This window comes from Kiloniellales bacterium (assembly GCA_030066685.1).
Classification (GTDB): Bacteria; Pseudomonadota; Alphaproteobacteria; order Kiloniellales; family JAKSBE01; genus JAKSBE01.
Genome location: JASJBF010000014.1, coordinates 55,947 through 73,431, shown reverse-complemented (window position 1 = coordinate 73,431; position 17,485 = coordinate 55,947). Strand labels below are relative to the sequence as shown.

General features: G+C 70.7%; 18 protein-coding genes. 10 read left to right on the top strand and 8 right to left on the bottom strand.

Annotation, left to right across the window (positions count from 1 at the left end; genetic code table 11):
* A partial coding sequence (locus QNJ30_10060; GenBank protein MDJ0943801.1) for a hypothetical protein occupies positions 1 to 255 on the top strand: 255 nt, incomplete at its 5' end.
* Positions 256 to 279: 24 nt separating this feature from the next.
* On the opposite strand, the gene rmuC is transcribed toward QNJ30_10060, so the two are convergent.
* Positions 280 to 1,413, bottom strand: a complete 1,134-nt coding sequence (gene rmuC / locus QNJ30_10055) for a DNA recombination protein RmuC (GenBank protein ID MDJ0943800.1) — start codon at positions 1,411 to 1,413, stop codon at positions 280 to 282.
* A gap of 143 nt (positions 1,414 to 1,556) precedes the next feature.
* Between rmuC and def the strand changes: the two genes are divergently transcribed.
* The 4 genes from def (at position 1,557) to QNJ30_10035 (ending at position 5,100) form a co-directional block, all read left to right on the top strand.
* Positions 1,557 to 2,096, top strand: a complete 540-nt coding sequence (def, locus tag QNJ30_10050; GenBank protein ID MDJ0943799.1) for a peptide deformylase — start codon at positions 1,557 to 1,559, stop codon at positions 2,094 to 2,096.
* Between the two features lie 99 nt (positions 2,097 to 2,195).
* A complete protein-coding gene (gene fmt, locus QNJ30_10045; GenBank protein ID MDJ0943798.1) occupies positions 2,196 to 3,143 on the top strand; it encodes a methionyl-tRNA formyltransferase in 948 nt (315 codons plus the stop codon).
* Complete coding sequence (truA, locus tag QNJ30_10040) at positions 3,140 to 3,877, top strand: tRNA pseudouridine(38-40) synthase TruA (protein MDJ0943797.1); 738 nt, start codon at positions 3,140 to 3,142, stop codon at positions 3,875 to 3,877. Before fmt ends, truA begins: the two co-directional genes overlap by 4 nt.
* Positions 3,877 to 5,100, top strand: a complete 1,224-nt coding sequence (locus QNJ30_10035; protein MDJ0943796.1) for a multidrug effflux MFS transporter — start codon at positions 3,877 to 3,879, stop codon at positions 5,098 to 5,100. Before truA ends, QNJ30_10035 begins: the two co-directional genes overlap by 1 nt.
* Here the strand turns inward: QNJ30_10035 and QNJ30_10030 are convergent.
* Positions 5,049 to 6,059: a GlxA family transcriptional regulator gene (locus QNJ30_10030; GenBank protein MDJ0943795.1), complete on the bottom strand. Its 1,011-nt coding sequence runs from the start codon at positions 6,057 to 6,059 to the stop codon at positions 5,049 to 5,051. The two genes, QNJ30_10035 and QNJ30_10030, sit on opposite strands and share 52 nt — an antisense overlap.
* Positions 6,060 to 6,155: 96 nt before the next feature.
* Here QNJ30_10030 and QNJ30_10025 point away from each other — a divergent pair, with 96 nt between their 5' ends.
* Genes QNJ30_10025 through QNJ30_10005 form a run of 5 tightly spaced genes read left to right on the top strand, consistent with a single transcriptional unit; the run spans position 6,156 to position 12,231 of the window.
* Positions 6,156 to 7,058, top strand: a complete 903-nt coding sequence (locus QNJ30_10025; protein ID MDJ0943794.1) for a 3-keto-5-aminohexanoate cleavage protein — start codon at positions 6,156 to 6,158, stop codon at positions 7,056 to 7,058.
* A gap of 7 nt (positions 7,059 to 7,065) precedes the next feature.
* Positions 7,066 to 8,085, top strand: a complete 1,020-nt coding sequence (locus tag QNJ30_10020) for a 3-hydroxyacyl-CoA dehydrogenase NAD-binding domain-containing protein (GenBank protein MDJ0943793.1) — start codon at positions 7,066 to 7,068, stop codon at positions 8,083 to 8,085.
* The gene (locus QNJ30_10015) at positions 8,085 to 9,245 is read left to right on the top strand and encodes an acyl-CoA dehydrogenase family protein (protein MDJ0943792.1); all 1,161 of its coding nucleotides are present in this window, start codon (positions 8,085 to 8,087) and stop codon (positions 9,243 to 9,245) included. The genes QNJ30_10020 and QNJ30_10015 overlap by 1 nt, the downstream gene beginning before the upstream one ends.
* Entirely contained in the window at positions 9,245 to 11,452 is a 2,208-nt protein-coding gene (locus QNJ30_10010) for an acetate--CoA ligase family protein (protein ID MDJ0943791.1), read from the top strand. Before QNJ30_10015 ends, QNJ30_10010 begins: the two co-directional genes overlap by 1 nt.
* A complete protein-coding gene (locus QNJ30_10005; protein ID MDJ0943790.1) occupies positions 11,449 to 12,231 on the top strand; it encodes a carnitinyl-CoA dehydratase in 783 nt (260 codons plus the stop codon). The genes QNJ30_10010 and QNJ30_10005 overlap by 4 nt, the downstream gene beginning before the upstream one ends.
* On the opposite strand, the gene QNJ30_10000 is transcribed toward QNJ30_10005, so the two are convergent.
* The 6 genes from QNJ30_10000 to QNJ30_09975 all read right to left on the bottom strand — a co-directional run bounded on the left by QNJ30_10000 (position 12,228) and on the right by QNJ30_09975 (position 17,484).
* Complete coding sequence (locus QNJ30_10000; GenBank protein ID MDJ0943789.1) at positions 12,228 to 12,677, bottom strand: hypothetical protein; 450 nt, start codon at positions 12,675 to 12,677, stop codon at positions 12,228 to 12,230. The genes QNJ30_10005 and QNJ30_10000 overlap by 4 nt on opposite strands.
* Before the next feature lie 128 nt (positions 12,678 to 12,805).
* Positions 12,806 to 13,957 carry a succinyl-diaminopimelate desuccinylase gene (dapE, locus tag QNJ30_09995; GenBank protein MDJ0943788.1) on the bottom strand — a complete coding sequence of 384 codons (1,152 nt, stop codon included), beginning with the start codon at positions 13,955 to 13,957 and terminating at the stop codon, positions 12,806 to 12,808.
* Positions 13,958 to 13,962: 5 nt separating this feature from the next.
* Positions 13,963 to 14,826: a 2,3,4,5-tetrahydropyridine-2,6-dicarboxylate N-succinyltransferase gene (gene dapD, locus QNJ30_09990; protein ID MDJ0943787.1), complete on the bottom strand. Its 864-nt coding sequence runs from the start codon at positions 14,824 to 14,826 to the stop codon at positions 13,963 to 13,965.
* A gap of 95 nt (positions 14,827 to 14,921) precedes the next feature.
* A complete protein-coding gene (locus QNJ30_09985; GenBank protein MDJ0943786.1) occupies positions 14,922 to 15,626 on the bottom strand; it encodes a pyrimidine 5'-nucleotidase in 705 nt (234 codons plus the stop codon).
* Positions 15,627 to 15,675: 49 nt separating this feature from the next.
* Positions 15,676 to 16,920 carry a diguanylate cyclase gene (locus QNJ30_09980; GenBank protein MDJ0943785.1) on the bottom strand — a complete coding sequence of 415 codons (1,245 nt, stop codon included), beginning with the start codon at positions 16,918 to 16,920 and terminating at the stop codon, positions 15,676 to 15,678.
* 96 nt (positions 16,921 to 17,016) lie between these two features.
* Positions 17,017 to 17,484, bottom strand: a complete 468-nt coding sequence (locus QNJ30_09975; protein ID MDJ0943784.1) for a response regulator — start codon at positions 17,482 to 17,484, stop codon at positions 17,017 to 17,019.
* Position 17,485 lies beyond the last annotated feature (1 nt).

The window sequence follows — 17,485 nt, the reverse complement described above, 5'->3', positions numbered from 1 at the left end:
ATCAGGGCCTGCGGCTCACCGCCGCGACAACAGGCCGGACACATGACCGCAAGCAAAGACCGACGCCAAAACGCAAAACAAACCCTGGCAAGGCGGGGGCCATCCACACATGATCCGGGCATCCATCGTGCCGTCGGACGTCCGTCTTCAGCCATGGATCACCGGGTCAAGCCCGGTGATGACATCGGTGTATTTGGGAGAGGCGGGGTCAAGGGGTTGATTCAAATCCATTTGTTCTCGATTAACTGGATTTGAGTCAAATCCAATATAAGCCCTATTCTAGTTAATCGTCGAGAGCTTCGGACGGGTGTCGCTGTCGGTCAGGCGTTGGGCCTCGGCGGCGGGGTCTTCCAGCTGCAGACCTTCGATGCGCTCGGCGCCGCGGGTGACCTTCTCGGTCGAGATGCGGATCTTGCGGATGTCCTCCGAGGTCAGGTCGAAGTGGTGCTGCAGCTTGCCGACCCGCTCGTCCAGGCGGCGCACGTCGTCCAGCAGCTTGCGCATCTCGGCCTGGATCACGTCGGCCTGCTCCCTCATGCGCACGTCCTTGAGGATCGCCCGCACGGTGTTGAGGGTCGCCATCAGGGTGGTCGGCGAGACGATCCAGACCCGGGCCCGGAAGGACTCCTCGACCAGGGCGGTGAAGTTGGCGTGGAGCTCGGCGTAGACCGCCTCGGAGGGCAGGAACATCAGGGCCGACTCCGCAGTCTCGCCGGGCACGATGTACCTGGCGGCGATGTCCTGGATGTGCTTGCGAACATCCTGGGTGAAGCGCCGCGCGGCCTGGACCCGCTGGGCCTCGTCCTGGGCGTCGCGCAGCAGCTGGTAGCTTTCCAGCGGGAACTTGGCGTCGATGGCGATGGGCCCGGGCGGGTTGGGCAGCTTCAGAAGGCAGTCGACCCGGCGATTCTCGCCCAGGCTGGCCTGGAAGGCGAAGGCCGTGGGCGGCAGGATCGCCTCGACCAGGTCCTTGAGCTGGATCTCGCCGAAGGCGCCGCGGGCCTGCTTGTTGGCCAGGATATCCTGGAGCCCGACCACCTGGCTGGACAGCTGGGTGATGTTCTGCTGGGCCCGGTCGATCACCTCCAGGCGCTTGTGCAGGTTGGTGAGCGTTGTGTGCTGCTGCTGCGCGGTGTCGGAGAGCCGGTTGCCGATGCGCTGGGACAGCTCGCTCAGGCGCTGCTCCATGGCCTGGCTCAGGGCGCGCTCCTGGGCGCGCAGGGTCTCGGCGGTCAGGGCCTGGGTTGCCGCCTGGCTCTCGGCGAGCTGCCGAAGGCGGCCGTCCAGCTCCCGGGCCGAGCGGCCGGCGCCGCGCAGCGCCAGGATCGAGATCAGGGCGACAAGGACGACGATGACCGCCGCCGCGCCGGCGACGATGATCTGGGCCTCGGTGAGGTTCGCGAATCCGGACATGGATAATTTTACCACCCAGCGCCGGGGCGGCCAGGGCCGGAGGGCGTTTCCCGCAGAGTGGGGGATCGCGGCCTTGACGCTGGGCGCCCCGGGCCATAGGTAATGCTTTGGAAACATTCCAATTCGCAAGCGCTGCCTGTGCCATGGCCCTGCTGCCGATCATCACCGCGCCCGACCCGCGGCTGAAGAAGCTCTCCAAGCCCGTCGACAAGGTCGACGAGGAGATCGGCCGCCTGATGGACGACATGCTGGAGACCATGTACGACGCCCCGGGCATCGGCTTGGCGGCACCCCAAGTCGGGGTCCTGAAGCGGGTCATCGTGGTCGACGTTGCCGACAAGGACTCCGAGCCTCAGCCCATGATGCTGGCCAACCCGGAGCTGACCTGGGTCTCCGACGAGGATGCCGGCTACGAGGAAGGCTGCCTGTCCCTGCCCGAGCACTACGCCGAGGTGGTGCGCCCGGCGGCGGTCAAGCTCCGCTACCTGGACCGCCAGAACGAGATCCGCGAGCTGGCGGCCGACGGGCTGCTGGCGACCTGCATCCAGCACGAGATCGACCACCTGGACGGTATCCTCTTCGTCGACCACCTCTCGGCCCTGAAGCGCAACATGATCCTGCGCAAGCTGCTCAAGGCCAAGAAGGCCGAGAAGCCCAGCCAGAAGGAACCGGCGTCGGTCTAGTCGGCCGCGCGGATCTCCGCTTGGGGATGGCAGAGCGCGGCTCCCGCCTATAAGGTCCGCTGCGATCTCGTTTCTCCGGACGACGGACTCCGTGGCGGCATGACCCGATTGCGCCTCGCCTTCCTGGGCACCCCCGACTTCGCGCGCGTCAGCCTCGAGGCGCTGGCGGCGGCGGGGCACGAGATCGCCGCGGTCTATTGCCAGCCGCCGCGGCCGGCCGGGCGCGGCAAGAAGCTGCGGCCCTCGCCGGTCCAGGCCTTTGCCGAGGCGCGGGGCTGGGAGGTCCGCACGCCCAAGCGGCTCAAGGACAAGGAGGCCCAGGCGGCCTTCGCCGCGCTGGAGCTGGACGTAGCGGTGGTCGCGGCCTACGGGCTGATCCTGCCCAGGGCGATCCTGGAGGCGCCGCGCCTGGGTTGCCTCAATGTCCACGCCTCGCTGCTGCCGCGCTGGCGCGGCGCGGCGCCAATCCAGCGGGCGATCCTGGCCGGCGACGCCGAGACCGGGATCACCATCATGCAGATGGACGAGGGCCTCGACACCGGGGCGATGCTGCTGCAGGAGGCGATCCCGATCAACGCCCGGACCACCGCCAGCGAGCTCCACGACGTCTTGGCCGATCTAGGCGGGCGCCTGATCGTCGAGGCGCTGGCGGGCCTGTCCGGGGGCCGCCTGACCCCGCGACCGCAGCCTGATGCGGGGGTGACCTACGCCGCCAAGCTGGAACGCAACGAGGGCCGGCTCGACTGGCGCGAGACTGCCGCGGCCCTGGACCGCCGGCGCCGGGCCTTCGCGCCCTGGCCGGGTGCCTGGTTCGAGGCGGCAGGCGAGCGGATCAAAGTCCTGGACAGCGAGGTCGTCGAGGGGCCGGCCACCGCGGCGGCAGGCCAGGTCCTGGACGGCGCGCCGACCATCGCTTGCGGCGCAGGCGCCCTGCGCCTGGTGACGCTGCAGCGGGCCGGCAAGCAACCCTTGGACGCGGCGGCCTTCCTGCGCGGCTTTCCCCTCGAATCCGGCACCCGGCTGCCCTTGCCGGACCCGCAGCCATGACCCGCTTCAGGCTGACCCTGGAGTACGACGGCGGCGCCTTCGTCGGCTGGCAGCGCCAGGACAACGGGCCCTCGGTGCAGCAGGCCCTGGAGGAAGCAGTGACCGCCTTCTGCGGCGAGACCGCGACGGTCCACGGGGCGGGCCGCACCGACGCCGGGGTCCACGCCCTGGGCCAGGTCGCGCACCTTGACCTGGAGAAGCCCACGACGGCCGAGACCCTGCGCGACGCGCTCAACGCACACCTCAAGCCGGCGCCGGTCGCGGTGCTCGCCGCCGAGATCGCGGCGGCCGATTTCCACGCCCGCTTCTCGGCCACCGAGCGGCGCTACCTCTACCGCATCGTCAACCGCCGGCCGCCCCTGGCGCTTGAGCGGGGCCGAGCCTGGTGGGTGCCCCGGCCGCTGGACGCCGCCGCGATGCACGCCGCCGCCCAGGTCCTGGTCGGCAAGCACGACTTCTCCAGCTTCCGGGCCAGCGAGTGCCAGGCCAAGTCGCCGGTCAAGACCCTGACCGCGATCGAGGTCTCGCGCCTGGCCGAGGACATCGAGATCCGTGCGCGGGCGCCCTCCTTCCTGCACCATCAGGTGCGCAACTTCGCCGGCAGCCTGCGCCTGGTCGGCGAGGGCAAGTGGAGCACGGCCAAGGTCGAGGCGGTGCTGGAGGCGCGCGACCGCAGCCTGGCCGGCCAGACCGCGCCGGCCGAGGGGCTCTACCTCACCGCGGTGGTCTACTGATGCCGCGGGGCGCGGCGGCGGCGGCGCGGGTGCCCCTCTACATCCCGGCGCTGCTGATCGCCGCTTCGGCGGTCAGCATCCTTTCGACCGACCTCTACACGCCCTCGCTGCCGCACCTTCAGGGCTATTTCTCGGCCGACGCCGAGGCGGTGCAGCTGACCATGAGCCTCAACCTGCTGGGCTTCGCCCTGGCGCAGCTGGTCTACGGCCCGCTGTCGGACCGCTTCGGCCGGCGACCGATCCTGCTTGGCGGGATGCTGGGTTTCGCGCTCTCGACCCTGGCCTGCGCCCTGGCGCCCGACCTGGAGAGCCTGATCGCGGCGCGGATTCTGCAGGGGGTGACCGCCTGCACCGAGGTCGTGGTCGGCTATGCGGTGATCCGTGAGCTCTACGACGAGGCCGGCGCGGTCAAGGTGCTCGGCGCCTACGGCATGGCGGTGGCCCTGGCGCCGGCGGTAGGGCCGCTGATCGGCGGCCTGATGCACGTGAGCTTCGGCTGGCGCTCGAACTTCGTCCTGCTGCTCGGCCTGATCGTCCTGGTGACCCTGCTGATCTGGCGCTACCTGCCGGAGACCCTGGCGCAGCCCGATCGGGAGGCGACACAACCGCGGAAGATCCTCGCCGGCTACGCGGCCCTGCTGCGCAACGGCGCCTACATGACCTATGCGCTGATCCTCGGCGGCACCATGGCGGCGCTTTTCGCCTTCGTCACCGAAGGCCCCTTTCTCTTCATCGAAGGTCTGGGGGTCGCGACCGAGAGCTACGGCTATTACTACGCCGCCATTGTCCTGGCCTACTTCTTCGGTGCCATGGCGGCCAACCGGGCGGCCGGCCGCCTGCCGGTGGACGGCATTGCCTTCGCCGGGCTGCTGCTCTGCGCTCTCGGCCCGGCGGTCCTGATCGGCCTGACCGCCCTGGATCTGGTCGGGGTCCTGACCTTCACCGCCGCGCTCTCCGCCTTCGCGCTCGGCCTCGGCCTGATCTTCGCCAGCGCGCCGGTGCGGGCCTTCGACGTCTGCACCGCGGGCCGCGGCCTGGCCGCCGCGCTGCTCGGCGCCCTCGAGATCGGTTGCGCCGGCCTGGGCGCCCTGCTGGTCGCCTGGCTGCACGACGGCAGCGCCTGGGCGCTGAGCCTCACCATGACGGTCTTCACCGTCGGGCCGTTGCTCGCCTACCTGGCGCTCCGGCCCTGGCGCTTCGCCGCGGCCGGGTCCGCGCCCTGAGCCTGACGCCGGAAGGCGCTGGGGCTCTGGCCGAAGCGGCGCTTGAAGGCACGGGAGAAGGTGGCGATCGAGGAGAAGCCGCTGCGCACCGCGACCTCGGCGGCCGGCAGCCGGGCGTCGAGCAGCAGGCGCCGGGCGGCGTTGAGGCGCAGGCCCAGGTAGTAGGCGCCCGGGCCCATGCCGACCCGGCGGCCGAAGAGCGTCTCCAGGGTCCGCGCCGAGACCCCGATCCGCCGGGCGATGTGGGCGATCGGCAGGGGATCGTCGAGGTGCCGCTCCATCAGCCGGATCGCCGCCGCGACCCGCGGCTCGTGCCAGTCCAGGCGGCCGAGCGAGACCAGCGGCTGGACGTCGGTGCTGGCGTGGACCTCGTCGTAGATGAAGACGCTGGCGGTATCCAGGGCGACGCCGTAGCCCTGCCGGCTGCGGATCAGCTGCAGCATCATGTCGAAGCTCGGCGAGGCGCCGCCCGAGGTGAAGCAGGGCCCGTCGACCACGTAGCGGTCCGGCAGCACCTCGACCTCCGGGAAGCGGGCCGCGAAGTCCTCCAGGTCCTCCCAGTGGGTGGTTGCCCGGCGGCCGTTGAGCAGTCCGGCCAGGCCGAGCACCCAGGCCCCGGCCTCGACCCCGCCGAGCGCGGCGCCGCGCTGGGCCGCTCGGCGAACCCCGGCCAGCAGCCTGGGCGTCGCCTGGCGGAAGACGTTGAAGCCCGCCACCACGATCAGGGCCGCACCCACCGCTTGCGGGTCGAAGGGCCCCTCGGCCGGCAGACGCAGGCCGCAGGTGGTCTCAGGCGCCCTGCCGTCGGGCGAGACCACCCGCCAGCGGTAGAGCTCACGCCCGGAGACCCGGTTGGCGGCGCGCAAGGGGTCCAGGGTCGAGGCGACCGAAAGCAAGGAGGACTCCGGCAGGATCAGCAGAGTGACCTCGAGTGCGTCATCGCTGGGCTGAAAGACCATGCGATCTTCGTAATATGCAAAGTCCTCCTCGCAAAACGAAAAGTGTTGGGCGGCGATTTGCCGCAAGCTCCGGGGCGCTAAGAGGAGGAGCACGCCATGGGCCTGTCACCCAGCCGGGAGGTCTTCATCACCTGCGCCGTCACCGGGGCCGGCGAGACCACGGAGAAGTCGGACAAGGTGCCGGTGACGCCGAAAGAGATCGCCGAAGCGGCGCTCGAGGCCGCCAGCGCTGGGGCCGCGGTGGCGCATTGCCACGTGCGGGACCCCGAGACCGGGAAGGGCGCGCGCGACCCGGCGCTGTTCCGCGAGGTCGTCGCCCGGATCCGGGACTCCGGTCAGGACGTTGTGATCAACCTGACCGCCGGCATGGGCGGCGATCTCGTGCTGGGCTCCGTCGAGGCGCCCCTGCCGCCGGCCGCCGAGGGCACCGACATGGCCGGCGCCAGCGAGCGCCTGGCCCACGTCGCCGAACTGCTCCCCGAGATCGCCACCCTCGACTGCGGCACCATGAACTTCGGGGAAGGCGACTACGTCATGACCAACACCCCGGCCGCGCTGCGCGAGATGGCGCGCCAGATGCAGGCCCTGGGCGTGCGGCCGGAGATCGAGGTCTTCGACAGCGGCCACCTGGAGCTGGCCAAGTGGCTGGCCGGCCAGGGCCTGCTCGACGATCCGGTCCTGGTGCAGCTCTGCCTCGGCATCCCCTGGGGGGCGCCCGACGACCTGCGCACCTTCCAGGCCCTGGTCGACAACCTGCCCGAGGGCTGGGTCTTCTCGGCCTTCTCGATCGGCCGCAACCAGCTGCCCTTCGTCGCGGCGGCGGCGCTCGCCGGCGGCAACGTCCGGGTCGGCCTGGAGGACAACATCTACCTGGAGCGCGGCGTGCTCGCGAGCAACGGCCAGCTGGTCGAGCGGGCGGTCACCATCCTGGAGGCGATGAACATCCGCGTGCTCGGACCGGACGAGGTCCGCGCCAAGCTCAGGCTCGAGAAGCGCTGAGGCCGGGATGGTACCGCTGCGCAAGGCCGCCTGCATCGGTGGCGGGGTGATCGGCGCCGGCTGGGCGGCGCGCCTTCTGCTGAACGGCGTCGACGTCACGGTGAGCGACCCGGACCCCGAGGCCGAGCGCAAGGTCGGCGAGGTGCTGGCCAATGCCGAGCGGGTCTTCGACCGCCTCACCCCGGCCCCGAAGCCGCCGGCGGGCGCGCTCAGCTTCGCGGCCAGCATCGGTGATGCGGTCGCGGGCGCCGAGCTGATCGTCGAGAGCGTGCCCGAGCGGCTGGAGGCCAAGCGGGCGGTCTATGCTGAGATCGAGGCCGCCGCGGCGCCGGGGACGATCATCGCCTCCTCGACCTCGGGGATCCTCCCCTCGGAGCTGCAAGCCGGCCTGGCGCACCCGGAGCGCCTGCTGGTCGCCCACCCCTTCAACCCGGTCTACCTGCTGCCGCTGGTCGAGCTGGTCGCCGGGCGCCAGACCGCGCCGGAGACGATCGAGCGGGCGCGGATGATCTACCAGGGCCTCGGCATGCGGCCGCTGGTGGTCCGCAAGGAGATCGAGGCCTTCGTCGCCGACCGCCTGCTGGAGGCGGTCTGGCGCGAGGCGCTCTGGCTGATCCACGACGGCGTCGCCACGACCGAGGAGGTCGACGACGCCATCCGCTTCGGCTTCGGCTTGCGCTGGGCGCAGATGGGGCTCTTCGAGACCTACCGCATCGCCGGCGGCGAGGCCGGCATGCGGCACTTCCTGGCCCAGTTCGGTCCCTGCCTGCAGTGGCCTTGGAGCAAGCTGACGGAGGTGCCGGCGCTGACCGACGACCTGGTCGAGACCATCGCGAGCCAGTCGGACGAACAGTCGGGCGACCGCTCGATCCGCGAGCTGGAGCGGCTGCGCGACGACAACCTGGTCGCGATCCTGCGCGCCCTGAAGGACGGCGACGGCGGTGCCGGCTGGGGCGCCGGGCGCGTGCTGCGGGACTTCGAGGCGGCGCTCCGGGAACGCGCCGCCGAGAGAAAGGGAGGTGCTTGATGGACTTCGCGTTCAGCCCGGAACAGGAGATGGTCGTCGAGACCGTGCGCCGCTTCGTCGAGACCGAGCTCTATCCCCACGAGGCCGAGGTCGAGCGCAGCGGCCAGGTGCCGCGCGCGCTGGGCGAGACGATCAAGGCCAAGGTCATCGAGCTCGGCTTCTTCGCGCCCAACCTGCCAGTCGAGGTCGGCGGCGGCGGCCTGGACCACCTGACCTTCACCCTGCTGGAGCGCGAGCTGGGCCGCGCCTCCATGGCGCTCTCGGTCTTCTGGGGCCGGCCCTCGGGCATCCTCATGGCCTGCGAAGGGGAGCAGCGGGAGCGCTACCTGCTGCCCGCGGCCCGGGGCGAGAAGTTCGATGCCCTGGCCATGACCGAGCCCGACGCCGGCTCCGACGTCCGGGGCATGAAGTGCCACGCCCGGGCCGAGGGCGACGACTGGATCGTCAACGGCAGCAAGCACTTCATCAGCCACGCCGATATCGCCGACTTCGTCATCGTCTTCGTCGCGACCGGCGAGGAGGAGACGCCGCGCGGGCCGAAGAAGAAGATCACCTGCTTCCTGGTCGACCGCGGCACGCCGGGCTTCGAGATCCGGCCCGGCTATGACTCGGTGTCGCACCGGGGCTATCACAACTGCGTCCTCGCCTTCGACGACTGCCGCCTCCCGTCCGGCCAAGTCCTCGGCGAGGTTCACCGCGGCTTCGAGCTGGCCGAGGACTGGCTTTACGGCACCCGCCTGTCGGTCGCCGCGATGTGCGTCGGCCGGGCCCGGCGCGCCTTCGACCACGCCTTGAGCTATGCCGCCGAGCGCAAGCAGTTCGGCCAGGCCATCGGCAAGTTCCAGGGCGTGTCCTTCAAGCTGGCCGACATGATCACCGAGATCGACGCCGCCGACTGGCTGACCCTGGCCGCGGCCTGGCGCCTGGACCGGGGCCTGCCGGCCAACCGCGAGATCGCCTCGGCCAAGCTCTACGCCTCGGAGATGCTGGCCCGGGTCACCGACGAGGCGATCCAGATCCACGGCGGCCTGGGCCTGATGGACGACCTGCCGCTGGCGCGCTTCTGGCGCGACGCTCGGGTCGAGCGGATCTGGGACGGCACCTCCGAGATCCAGCGGCACATCATCAGCCGCGACCTGCTGCGCCCGCTGGAGTCCTGATGGCCGGCCGCCTGGACCGCCTGCTCCGGCCCGCGACCATCGCGGTCGTCGGCGGCCGCGAGGCCGAGGGTGTGATCGCGCAGTGCGATCGCCTGGGCTTCACGGGCGAGGTCTGGCCGGTCAACCCCAGGCGCGCGGCGATCGGCGGGCGGCGCTGCCATGCTGCCGTCGCGGATCTGCCCGGGGCGCCGGACGCCGCCTTCGTCGGGGTCAACCGTAAGGCGACGCCGGGGGTCCTGGCCGCGCTCGCGGCGCGCGGCGCCGGCGGCGCGGTCTGCTATGCCTCCGGCTTCCGCGAGGCGGACGCGGAGGGCGATGGCCTCCAGGCGGCCCTGCTCGAGGCGGCCGGTGAGATGCCGATCCTGGGGCCGAACTGCTACGGCCTGATCAACTACCTGGACGGCGCATTGCTCTGGCCCGACGAGCAGGGCGGGCGGCGGCTCGAGGCCGGGGCCAAGGGCGTCGCCATCGTCACCCAGTCCTCGAACCTCGCGATCTCCATGACCATGCAGCGCCGCGGCCTTCCGCTGGCCTACGTGGTCACCGCGGGCAACCAGGCGCAGACCGGCGTCTCCGAGATCGCTGCCGGGCTGCTGGAGGATCCCAGGGTGACGGCGCTGGGCCTGCACATCGAGGGCTTCGACGACGTCGCCGCCTTCCAGGCCATGGCGGCCAAGGCCCGGGGCCTCGGCAAGCCGATCGTAGCCCTGAAGGTGGGGCGCAGCGTGCAGGGCCGCGCCGCCGCGATCACCCACACGGCCTCGCTGGCCGGGTCCGACGCCGCTGCAGAGGCCTTGCTCCGGCGCCTCGGCATCGCGCGGGTCCCTTCGATCCCGGCCTTTCTCGAGACCCTGAAGCTGCTGCACCTGCACGGCCCGCTGGCCGGCTTCTCCATCGCCTCGCTCAGCTGCTCGGGCGGCGAGGCGGCGCTGATGGCCGATGCCGTGGTCGGCACGCGGCTGCGCTATACGCCCCTGGGCGAGGCCGAGGCGACGGCGGTCGGGGCGGTTCTGGGCCCGCTGGTCACGGTCGACAACCCGCTCGACTACCACACCTACATCTGGGGCGACCGGCCGGCGATGACGGCGACCTTCGCCGGCGTCCTGCGCAACGGCTACGATCTCACCTTGCTGGTCCTGGACCTGCCGCGCGGCGACCGTTGCGACGACGGCGCCTGGTGGCCGACGCTGGCCGCCTTCGAAGACGCCCTGGCGGCCAGCGGCGGCAAGGGCGCGGTGGTCGCCTCCCTGCCCGAGAACCTGCCCGAGGCCGCGGCCGAGGCGCTGATGGCCAAGGGCGTGGCGCCGCTCTGCGGGATCGAGGACGCCATGATTGCAGCCGGGGCCGCGGCAACGATCGGAGAGACCTGGGCCCGCCCGTTGGCGCCGCCGCTGCTGACTGCCGAGAAATGCTGTCGAAGAGTCGCGGCATCCGGCGAGCACTCGCGGGTTGCCACGAAAAGCTCTGCCGTTGCCGGGCTTGACCCGGCAATCCGGGGACCGCAGCGAGGCAGTTCGGCACCCCTGGATGCCCGGCTCAAGGCCGGGCATGACAGTCTACGAGAAACGTCGCAAGTCTGTTTAGACGAAGCCAGCGCCAAGGCGCGGCTCGCCGCCTTCGGCATTGCGGTGCCCGAGGGGCGCCGGGCCGCCAGCGTCGAAGAGGCCGTGGCGGCCGGGGCGGCGCTTGGTTTTCCGCTCGCCGTCAAGGCGCTGGGGCTGGCGCACAAGTCCGAAGCCGGCGGCCTCCGTCTCGGCCTTCGCTCGGCCGAAGCGCTGCGGGTGGCGGCGGCGGACTTGCTGCCGCTGGGCGACGGCCTGCTGGTCGAGCGCCAGGTCGAGGGCGGCGTCGCGGAGCTCCTGGTCGGCCTGCAGCGCGATCCGCAGCTGGGCCTTTTGCTGACCCTGGGCGCCGGCGGCGTCCTGGCCGAGCTGCTGCAGGACAGCCGGAGCCTGCTGCTGCCGGCGTCCGAGGACGAGATCCGCGAGGCCCTCGCGGGGCTCCGGATCGGGGCCCTGCTGCGGGGCTATCGGGGCTGGCCGCGGGGCGACGTCGAGGGCCTGGTCGCGCTGGTCCTGGCCTTGGGCCGCTTCGCCGAGGCCGAGGCGGTCGAGGAGCTCGACCTCAACCCCGTCATCGTCCGCGCGGAGGGCTGCGGCGCCGTCGCCGTCGACGCGCTCATCCGGATCAGGGAGGAGACCCCATGACCGACGTCATTAGGACCCGCCGTGAAGGCGCCATCCTGGAGGTCACGCTCGACCGGCCCAAGGCCAACGCCATCGACCTGGCGACCAGCCGGCTCATGGGCGAGACCTTCCAGGCCTTTCGCGACGATCCGGAGCTCAGGGTCGCGATCCTCTGCACCGCCGGCGCGCGCTTCTTTTCGGCCGGCTGGGACCTCAAGGCCGCGGCCGCCGGCGACGCGGTCGACGGCGACTACGGGGTCGGCGGTTTCGGCGGCCTGCAAGAGCTGCGCGACCTGAACAAGCCGGTGATCGCCGCGGTGGCCGGCATGGCGGTGGGTGGCGGCTTCGAGCTGGCGCTATCGGCCGACCTGATCTTCGCGACCGGGGAGTCGTCCTTCGCGCTGCCGGAGATCCGGGCCGGCACCCTGGCCGACGCGGCGACCTGCAAGCTGCCCAAGCGCATCCCCTACCACGTCGCCATGGACCTGCTGCTGACCGGGCGCTGGATGAGCGCGGAGGAGGCGCAGCGCTGGGGCCTGGTCAAGGAGGTGGTACCGGCGGCGGAGTTGATGGACCGGGCCTGGGACTGCGCCCGCCTGCTGGCGAGCGGCCCGCCCCTGGTCTATGCCGCGATCAAGGAGGTCGCGCGGGCCGCCGAGGCTACAACCTTTCAGGACGCCATGAACCGCATCACCAAGCGTCAGTTTCCGACCGTCGACCGGCTCTACGGCAGCGAGGACAACGCCGAGGGCGCACGCGCCTTCGCCGAGAAGCGCGATCCGGTCTGGAAGGGACGCTAACCGGCAGTCCTCAGCGCCAGGCTGCAGCTGTCCAGGGTGGACGCGATCACGAAGCTCAGCAGGGCGACCCCAAGGGCCCCCAGGCGCGGCAGCTTCAGGGCGATATGCGCGATGTAGCCTTCGTAGATCAGAATGACGACCTGGAGACCGAGGAACACCGAGGCATAGAGAGGGGTTTCGATGAGACCGGCGGCGAAGAGGACGACGTTGATCGGGACCAGGACGGCGATCTGTATGACCTGCGACCAGTTGTAGGCGACGATGTGCAGACGGTAGCGCTCGGCGAGGCCGAGAGCTTGCGTCAGGTGATACATCGCCAGCGGAAAGGCCACCCAGAAGATCACGTAGGCGATGGCCTCCACGGTGAGGACGCGCAGCGGATCGGACTTGAAGCCGAAGATCGCGAAGCGCATCGCCAGAACAATGGCGATGCCGGGCAGGACCACGACGGCGGCGAAGAAGGACTTCCAGAAGCCGTCGTCGCTGGCGTCGAAATAGTTGAGGCCCCCGGGGTCGACGCGGGCCAGGCGCCAGGCGCCGTAGATGCCGGAAGCGGTCTCGGACAGGCTGGGAATCAGGATGGAAAGTAGCCCTCCAGGATGGCGCGGTAGGCGCGAGACAGGTCCCTCAATTCCTCCAGGGTGACCTGCTCGTCGACCTTGTGGGCGGTGGCGTTCCTGAGGCCGAGCTCGGCCACCGGGCAGGCGTCCTTGATGAAGCGGGCGTCCGAGGTGCCGCCGGTGGTGCCGAGCTCGGTCTCGATCCCCAGCACCTGCTCGATCGCGGCGGCGCAGAGATCGCTGAGGCGGCCCGGCGGGGTCAGGAAGGACTCGCCGGAGACCCGGATGTCCAGCTCGTAGCGGGCGCCCGCGGCGTCGAAGCGCTCGCGCAGCCAGGCCTCGATGTCGGCGCTGGCGTGCTTGTCGTTGAAGCGGCAGTCGAAGACCGCGCGGGCCTGGGCCGGGATCACGTTGGTCGCCGGGTTGCCGACGTCGACCGAGACGATCTGCAGGCTGGTCGGCGGAAAGAACTCGCTGCCGTCGTCCAGGGGCTCGGCGGTCACGGCGCTGAGCATGCGGACCAGTCGGTGCACCGGATTGTCGGCCAAGTGGGCGTAGGCGGAATGGCCCTGGGTGCCGTGGACGGTCAGGCGGCCGTTCATGGCGCCGCGTCGCCCGATCTTGACCATGTCGCCCAGGCGCCGGTCGCTGGTCGGCTCGCCGACCAGGCAGTGGTCCAGGATCTCGCCGCGTTCGGCCAGCCAGCCCAGCACCTTGCGGGTGCCGTTGATCGCGATGCCTTCCTCGTCGCCGGTGATCAGGAAGGACAGCGAGCCGGAGAAATCCGTCCCGCGGTCTTCGAGGAAACCGGACGCCGCATCCAGGAAGGCGGCGATCGCGCCCTTCATGTCGACCGCGCCGCGGCCGTAGAGCACCCCGTCGACGACCTCGGCGCCGAAGGGATCGACCGTCCAGTCGGCCGGGTCGCCGACCGGCACCACGTCGCTGTGGCCGGCGTAGCAGAAGTTGGGACCGGTCGTGCCGAGGCGGGCGTAAAGGTTGTCGACGTCCTCGGTGCCGTCCTCGGAGAATACCAGGCGATGGCAGGCGAAGCCCAGCGGCTCCAGCCAGGACTGCAGCAGGTCCAGCGCCCCGCCCTCGACCGGCGTGACGCTGGGGCAGCGGATCAGCGCCCGCGTCGCTTCGACGACCTCGATCGCCGCCATGGCACTTAGGTCCGCAGCAGGTCGTTGATCGAGGTCTTGGCCCGGGTGCGCTCGTCGACCCGCTTGATGATGACCGCGCAGTAGAGGCTGGGGCCGGGCGCGCCGTCGGGCAGAGGCTTGCCGGGCAGGCTGCCGGGCACCACGACCGAGTAGGCCGGGACGCGGCCGTAGTGGACCTCGCCGGTCTCGCGGTCGACGATCTTGGTCGAGGCGCCGATGAAGACGCCCATGGAGAGCACCGAGCCCTCCTCGACCACGACGCCCTCGACGACCTCGGAGCGGGCGCCGACGAAGCAGTTGTCCTCGATGATCACCGGCCCGGCCTGCAGCGGCTCGAGCACGCCGCCGAGGCCGGCGCCGCCGGAGATGTGGCAGTTCTTGCCGACCTGGGCGCAGGAGCCGACGGTCGCCCAGGTGTCGACCATGGTGCCCTCGCCGACGTGGGCGCCGAGGTTGACGAAGCAGGGCATGAGGATGACGCCCGGCGCGATGTAGGCCGAGCGGCGCACGGTGCAGTTGGGCACGGCGCGGAAGCCGGCGGCGCGGAAGCGGTTCTCGCCCCAGCCGGCGAATTTGGAGGGCACCTTGTCGAACCAGGGCGAGGCGCCCCAGCCGTCGGCCTCGGATCCCGGGCCGCCGGCGATGGCCTGCATGTCGTAGATCCGGAAGGACAGCAGCACCGCCTTCTTGAGCCACTGGTTGACCCGCCAGTCGGCGCCGGCCTTCTCGGCGACCCGGAAGCGGCCCTCGTCGAGGCCGGTCAGGGCCTCCTCGATGGCCTCGCGCAGGGGCCCGGTGGTGTTGATGTCGACTTGGTCCCGCGCCTCCCAGGCCTCGTCGATCGTCCGTTCCAGCGCCGCGCTGTCCATCTCCGGCCGCCTCCCTCGTCCCGCCGCCCGATCCAAAGCGGCGCGACTCTGCGGGAGCGCCCTCTGGGTGTCAACGGCCGGCGCCAGCAGCGCGGTCAGGGCCCGAGCACCGTCCGCAGGAAGGCCGCCAGGTCCTCGGTGACGTGGTGCACGTGGTCGCCCTCGGCGCCGTGGCGGGCGCGGTGGTCGTCGTGGGCGACCCAGACCGTGGTGATGCCGAGCGCGGCGGCCGGCTCCAGGTTGCGGGCGATGTCGTCGAGGAAGACGCTGCGCTCGGGCGCAACCTCGTGCTGCGCGATCAGCTTGTGGTAGGCGCCGGGATGGGGCTTGCCCTCGTAGTCGGCGGCGGCGATGTCGAAGATCGCCTCGAAGTGCCGCCGCAGGCCCAGGCGGTCCAGCACCCGCTCGGCATAGGGGGTCGAGGCGTTGGTGAAGATCAGCTTGCGCCCCGGCAGGCGGTCCAGGGTGGCGTCGAGGCCGGGCGCCGGGGCGATCGGCGAGAGGTCGATGTCGTGGACGTAGTCGAGGTAGCCCTCCGGCTCCATGCCGTGGTTGGTCATCAGGCCGCGCATGGTGGTGCCGAACTCGTGGAAGTAGTCCTTCTGCAGGCGGTGCGCGGCCTCCAGGTCCAAGCCCAGAAAGTCCTGGACGAAGGCCTTGATCCGCCGGTCGACCTGGTCGAAGAGGCGCGAGCTCGGCGGATAGAGCGTGTTGTCGAGGTCGAAGAGCCAGACCTCGACCTCCTCGGTCCGGGGGGCGGGCCGGCCGCGTCCGGCCGCGATGTCGAGGGGTGTCGTCATGCCGGGAGGTTAGAGCGCCGGACGCTTGGAAGACAAGCGGCCCGTCGGCTCAGCCCGCAGCGCGGCTGACGCGGTTGCGGCCGCCCTCCTTGGCGGCGTAGAGGGCGTAGTCGGCGCGGGCCACGAAGTCCTCCGGGGTCTCGTTGTGCCGGAACTGGGCCGCCCCGATGGACACCGTGACCGGGCCGATCTCCTCGCGCGACTTCTTCTTGACGATCTTCATCGCGCCGATCGCCTTGCGGATCTGCTCGGCCAGGGTCACAGCGTCCTCGATCGCGGTGTCGGGCAGGATGATTGCCAGCTCCTCGCCGCCGTAGCGCGCCGCGGTGTCCTTGCCCTTGACGTTCATCCGCAGGTTCTCGCCGACCAGACGCAGCACCTGGTCGCCGACCTGGTGGCCCCAGGTGTCGTTGAAGCGCTTGAAGTGGTCGATGTCGACCATCAGCAGGGAGAGCGTGCTGCCGTTCTCCAGGCTGTCGGCGGTGGCCAGGGCCAGGCGCTCGTCGAAGGCCTTGCGGTTGTAGAGCCCGGTGAGGGAGTCGGTCATCGCCGCTTGCAGGGTCTCCTCCAGATCCTGTGACAGCGTGTTGATGGTCTCCGAGGAGTCCTTCAGCTGGCTCTCGAGCTGGGTGCTGTGGCGATGCATCTCGAGGGTCGCCGCGCTCAACCGCTGGATCAGGTCGGCGACGTCTCCGCCTTCCGTGCCCAGCTTGAGCTCCGAAGCCAGGCCGGTCAGGCTCTCGCGATAGGTGCTGGTGTTCTGGCCGGCGTCGTCCAGGGAGGAGGCGATGCGGCCGATCTCGTCCTGCAGCTTCTCGCCGGTGGCGCGCACCGTCTCGTACTGCTGGCGCGCCAGGGCGTTGAAGCGCTCCACAGCGAAGCGGATGGTCCGGACCGCGGCGGCGCGGTTGAGTTGCCCCTTGACCAGGAAGTCCTGGGCGCCGGCGGCGACCGCCCGCAGGCCCAGGTCCTCGTCCTCGTTGCCGGTCATGACCACGACCGGCGCGCGGACATGGGCCGCCAAAAGGTTGTCGACGCTCGCCAGCCCGTTGGAATCCGGCAGATTGAGATCGAGCAGGACGACATCGAAATGCGTTTTGCCCAGGCGCTGCAACCCGTCCTTGAGGGTCTCGGCGTGGGTGAGTCGGAACTCGATGTGTTTCGATTCGGAGAGGATCTCTCGCAGAAGGCGGGCATCCGCCGCGCTGTCCTCGATCAGAAGCGCATTGATCGCGCCGAACCTGCCGCCGGTGCTGCGGCCGTCCTCGTGCCGGATCGCTTGATTGGCTTGCATCGTCTGGCTAGTCCTTCGGTTCTGGTTCCTGGCTGCGGCTGGTCCAGGTCGGCCGAGGTCGGTCCGTCCGACCCCATGGTTGCGTAGGTTCGCGGTTCAGTCGGGCGGCGGCAGGACCGCGGATCTCAGCCAGAAGGCGTCGATCGCCCGGATCAGCTCGATGAAACTGTCGACGCCCATCGGCTTGCGCACGAAGGCGTTGGCGTTGAGGTCGTAGGCGGCAATCACGTCGTCGTGGGCGCAGGAGGTGGTCAGGATGATGACCGGAATGCGCCTCAGCTGTGGATCCGCCTTGATCATCTCCAGCAGCTCGCGGCCGTCCTTTCGGGGCAGGTTGAGGTCCAGCAGGATCAAGTCGGGGCGCGCGGGTTCCGCGCCGGACGGCGGGGCGGACAGCAAGGCCTCGGCCACGACCCCGTCTCGGGCCACGGTCAGGTGATGCGGCGCCCGGATCTCCTTGAGCGCCTCCTGCGCCAGGCGCACGTCGGCCAGGTTGTCCTCGACCAGGAGGATCTCGATCGGCCGCTCCGGCCCGGTAAGGTGACTAGGGTTGCCGAGAGCCATG

Bases quoted from the DNA above. Each gene is read 5' to 3' on its own strand.
- rmuC (MDJ0943800.1), bottom strand. From the start codon at position 1,413: ATGTCCGGATTCGCGAACCTCACCGAGGCCCAGATCATCGTCGCCGGC.
- def (MDJ0943799.1), top strand. From the start codon at position 1,557: ATGGCCCTGCTGCCGATCATCACCGCGCCCGACCCGCGGCTGAAGAAG.
- fmt (MDJ0943798.1), top strand. From the start codon at position 2,196: ATGACCCGATTGCGCCTCGCCTTCCTGGGCACCCCCGACTTCGCGCGC.
- truA (MDJ0943797.1), top strand. From the start codon at position 3,140: ATGACCCGCTTCAGGCTGACCCTGGAGTACGACGGCGGCGCCTTCGTC.
- QNJ30_10035 (MDJ0943796.1), top strand. From the start codon at position 3,877: ATGCCGCGGGGCGCGGCGGCGGCGGCGCGGGTGCCCCTCTACATCCCG.
- QNJ30_10030 (MDJ0943795.1), bottom strand. From the start codon at position 6,059: ATGGTCTTTCAGCCCAGCGATGACGCACTCGAGGTCACTCTGCTGATC.
- QNJ30_10025 (MDJ0943794.1), top strand. From the start codon at position 6,156: ATGGGCCTGTCACCCAGCCGGGAGGTCTTCATCACCTGCGCCGTCACC.
- QNJ30_10020 (MDJ0943793.1), top strand. From the start codon at position 7,066: ATGGTACCGCTGCGCAAGGCCGCCTGCATCGGTGGCGGGGTGATCGGC.
- QNJ30_10015 (MDJ0943792.1), top strand. From the start codon at position 8,085: ATGGACTTCGCGTTCAGCCCGGAACAGGAGATGGTCGTCGAGACCGTG.
- QNJ30_10010 (MDJ0943791.1), top strand. From the start codon at position 9,245: ATGGCCGGCCGCCTGGACCGCCTGCTCCGGCCCGCGACCATCGCGGTC.
- QNJ30_10005 (MDJ0943790.1), top strand. From the start codon at position 11,449: ATGACCGACGTCATTAGGACCCGCCGTGAAGGCGCCATCCTGGAGGTC.
- dapE (MDJ0943788.1), bottom strand. From the start codon at position 13,957: ATGGCGGCGATCGAGGTCGTCGAAGCGACGCGGGCGCTGATCCGCTGC.
- dapD (MDJ0943787.1), bottom strand. From the start codon at position 14,826: ATGGACAGCGCGGCGCTGGAACGGACGATCGACGAGGCCTGGGAGGCG.
- QNJ30_09985 (MDJ0943786.1), bottom strand. From the start codon at position 15,626: ATGACGACACCCCTCGACATCGCGGCCGGACGCGGCCGGCCCGCCCCC.
- QNJ30_09980 (MDJ0943785.1), bottom strand. From the start codon at position 16,920: ATGCAAGCCAATCAAGCGATCCGGCACGAGGACGGCCGCAGCACCGGC.
- QNJ30_09975 (MDJ0943784.1), bottom strand. From the start codon at position 17,484: ATGGCTCTCGGCAACCCTAGTCACCTTACCGGGCCGGAGCGGCCGATC.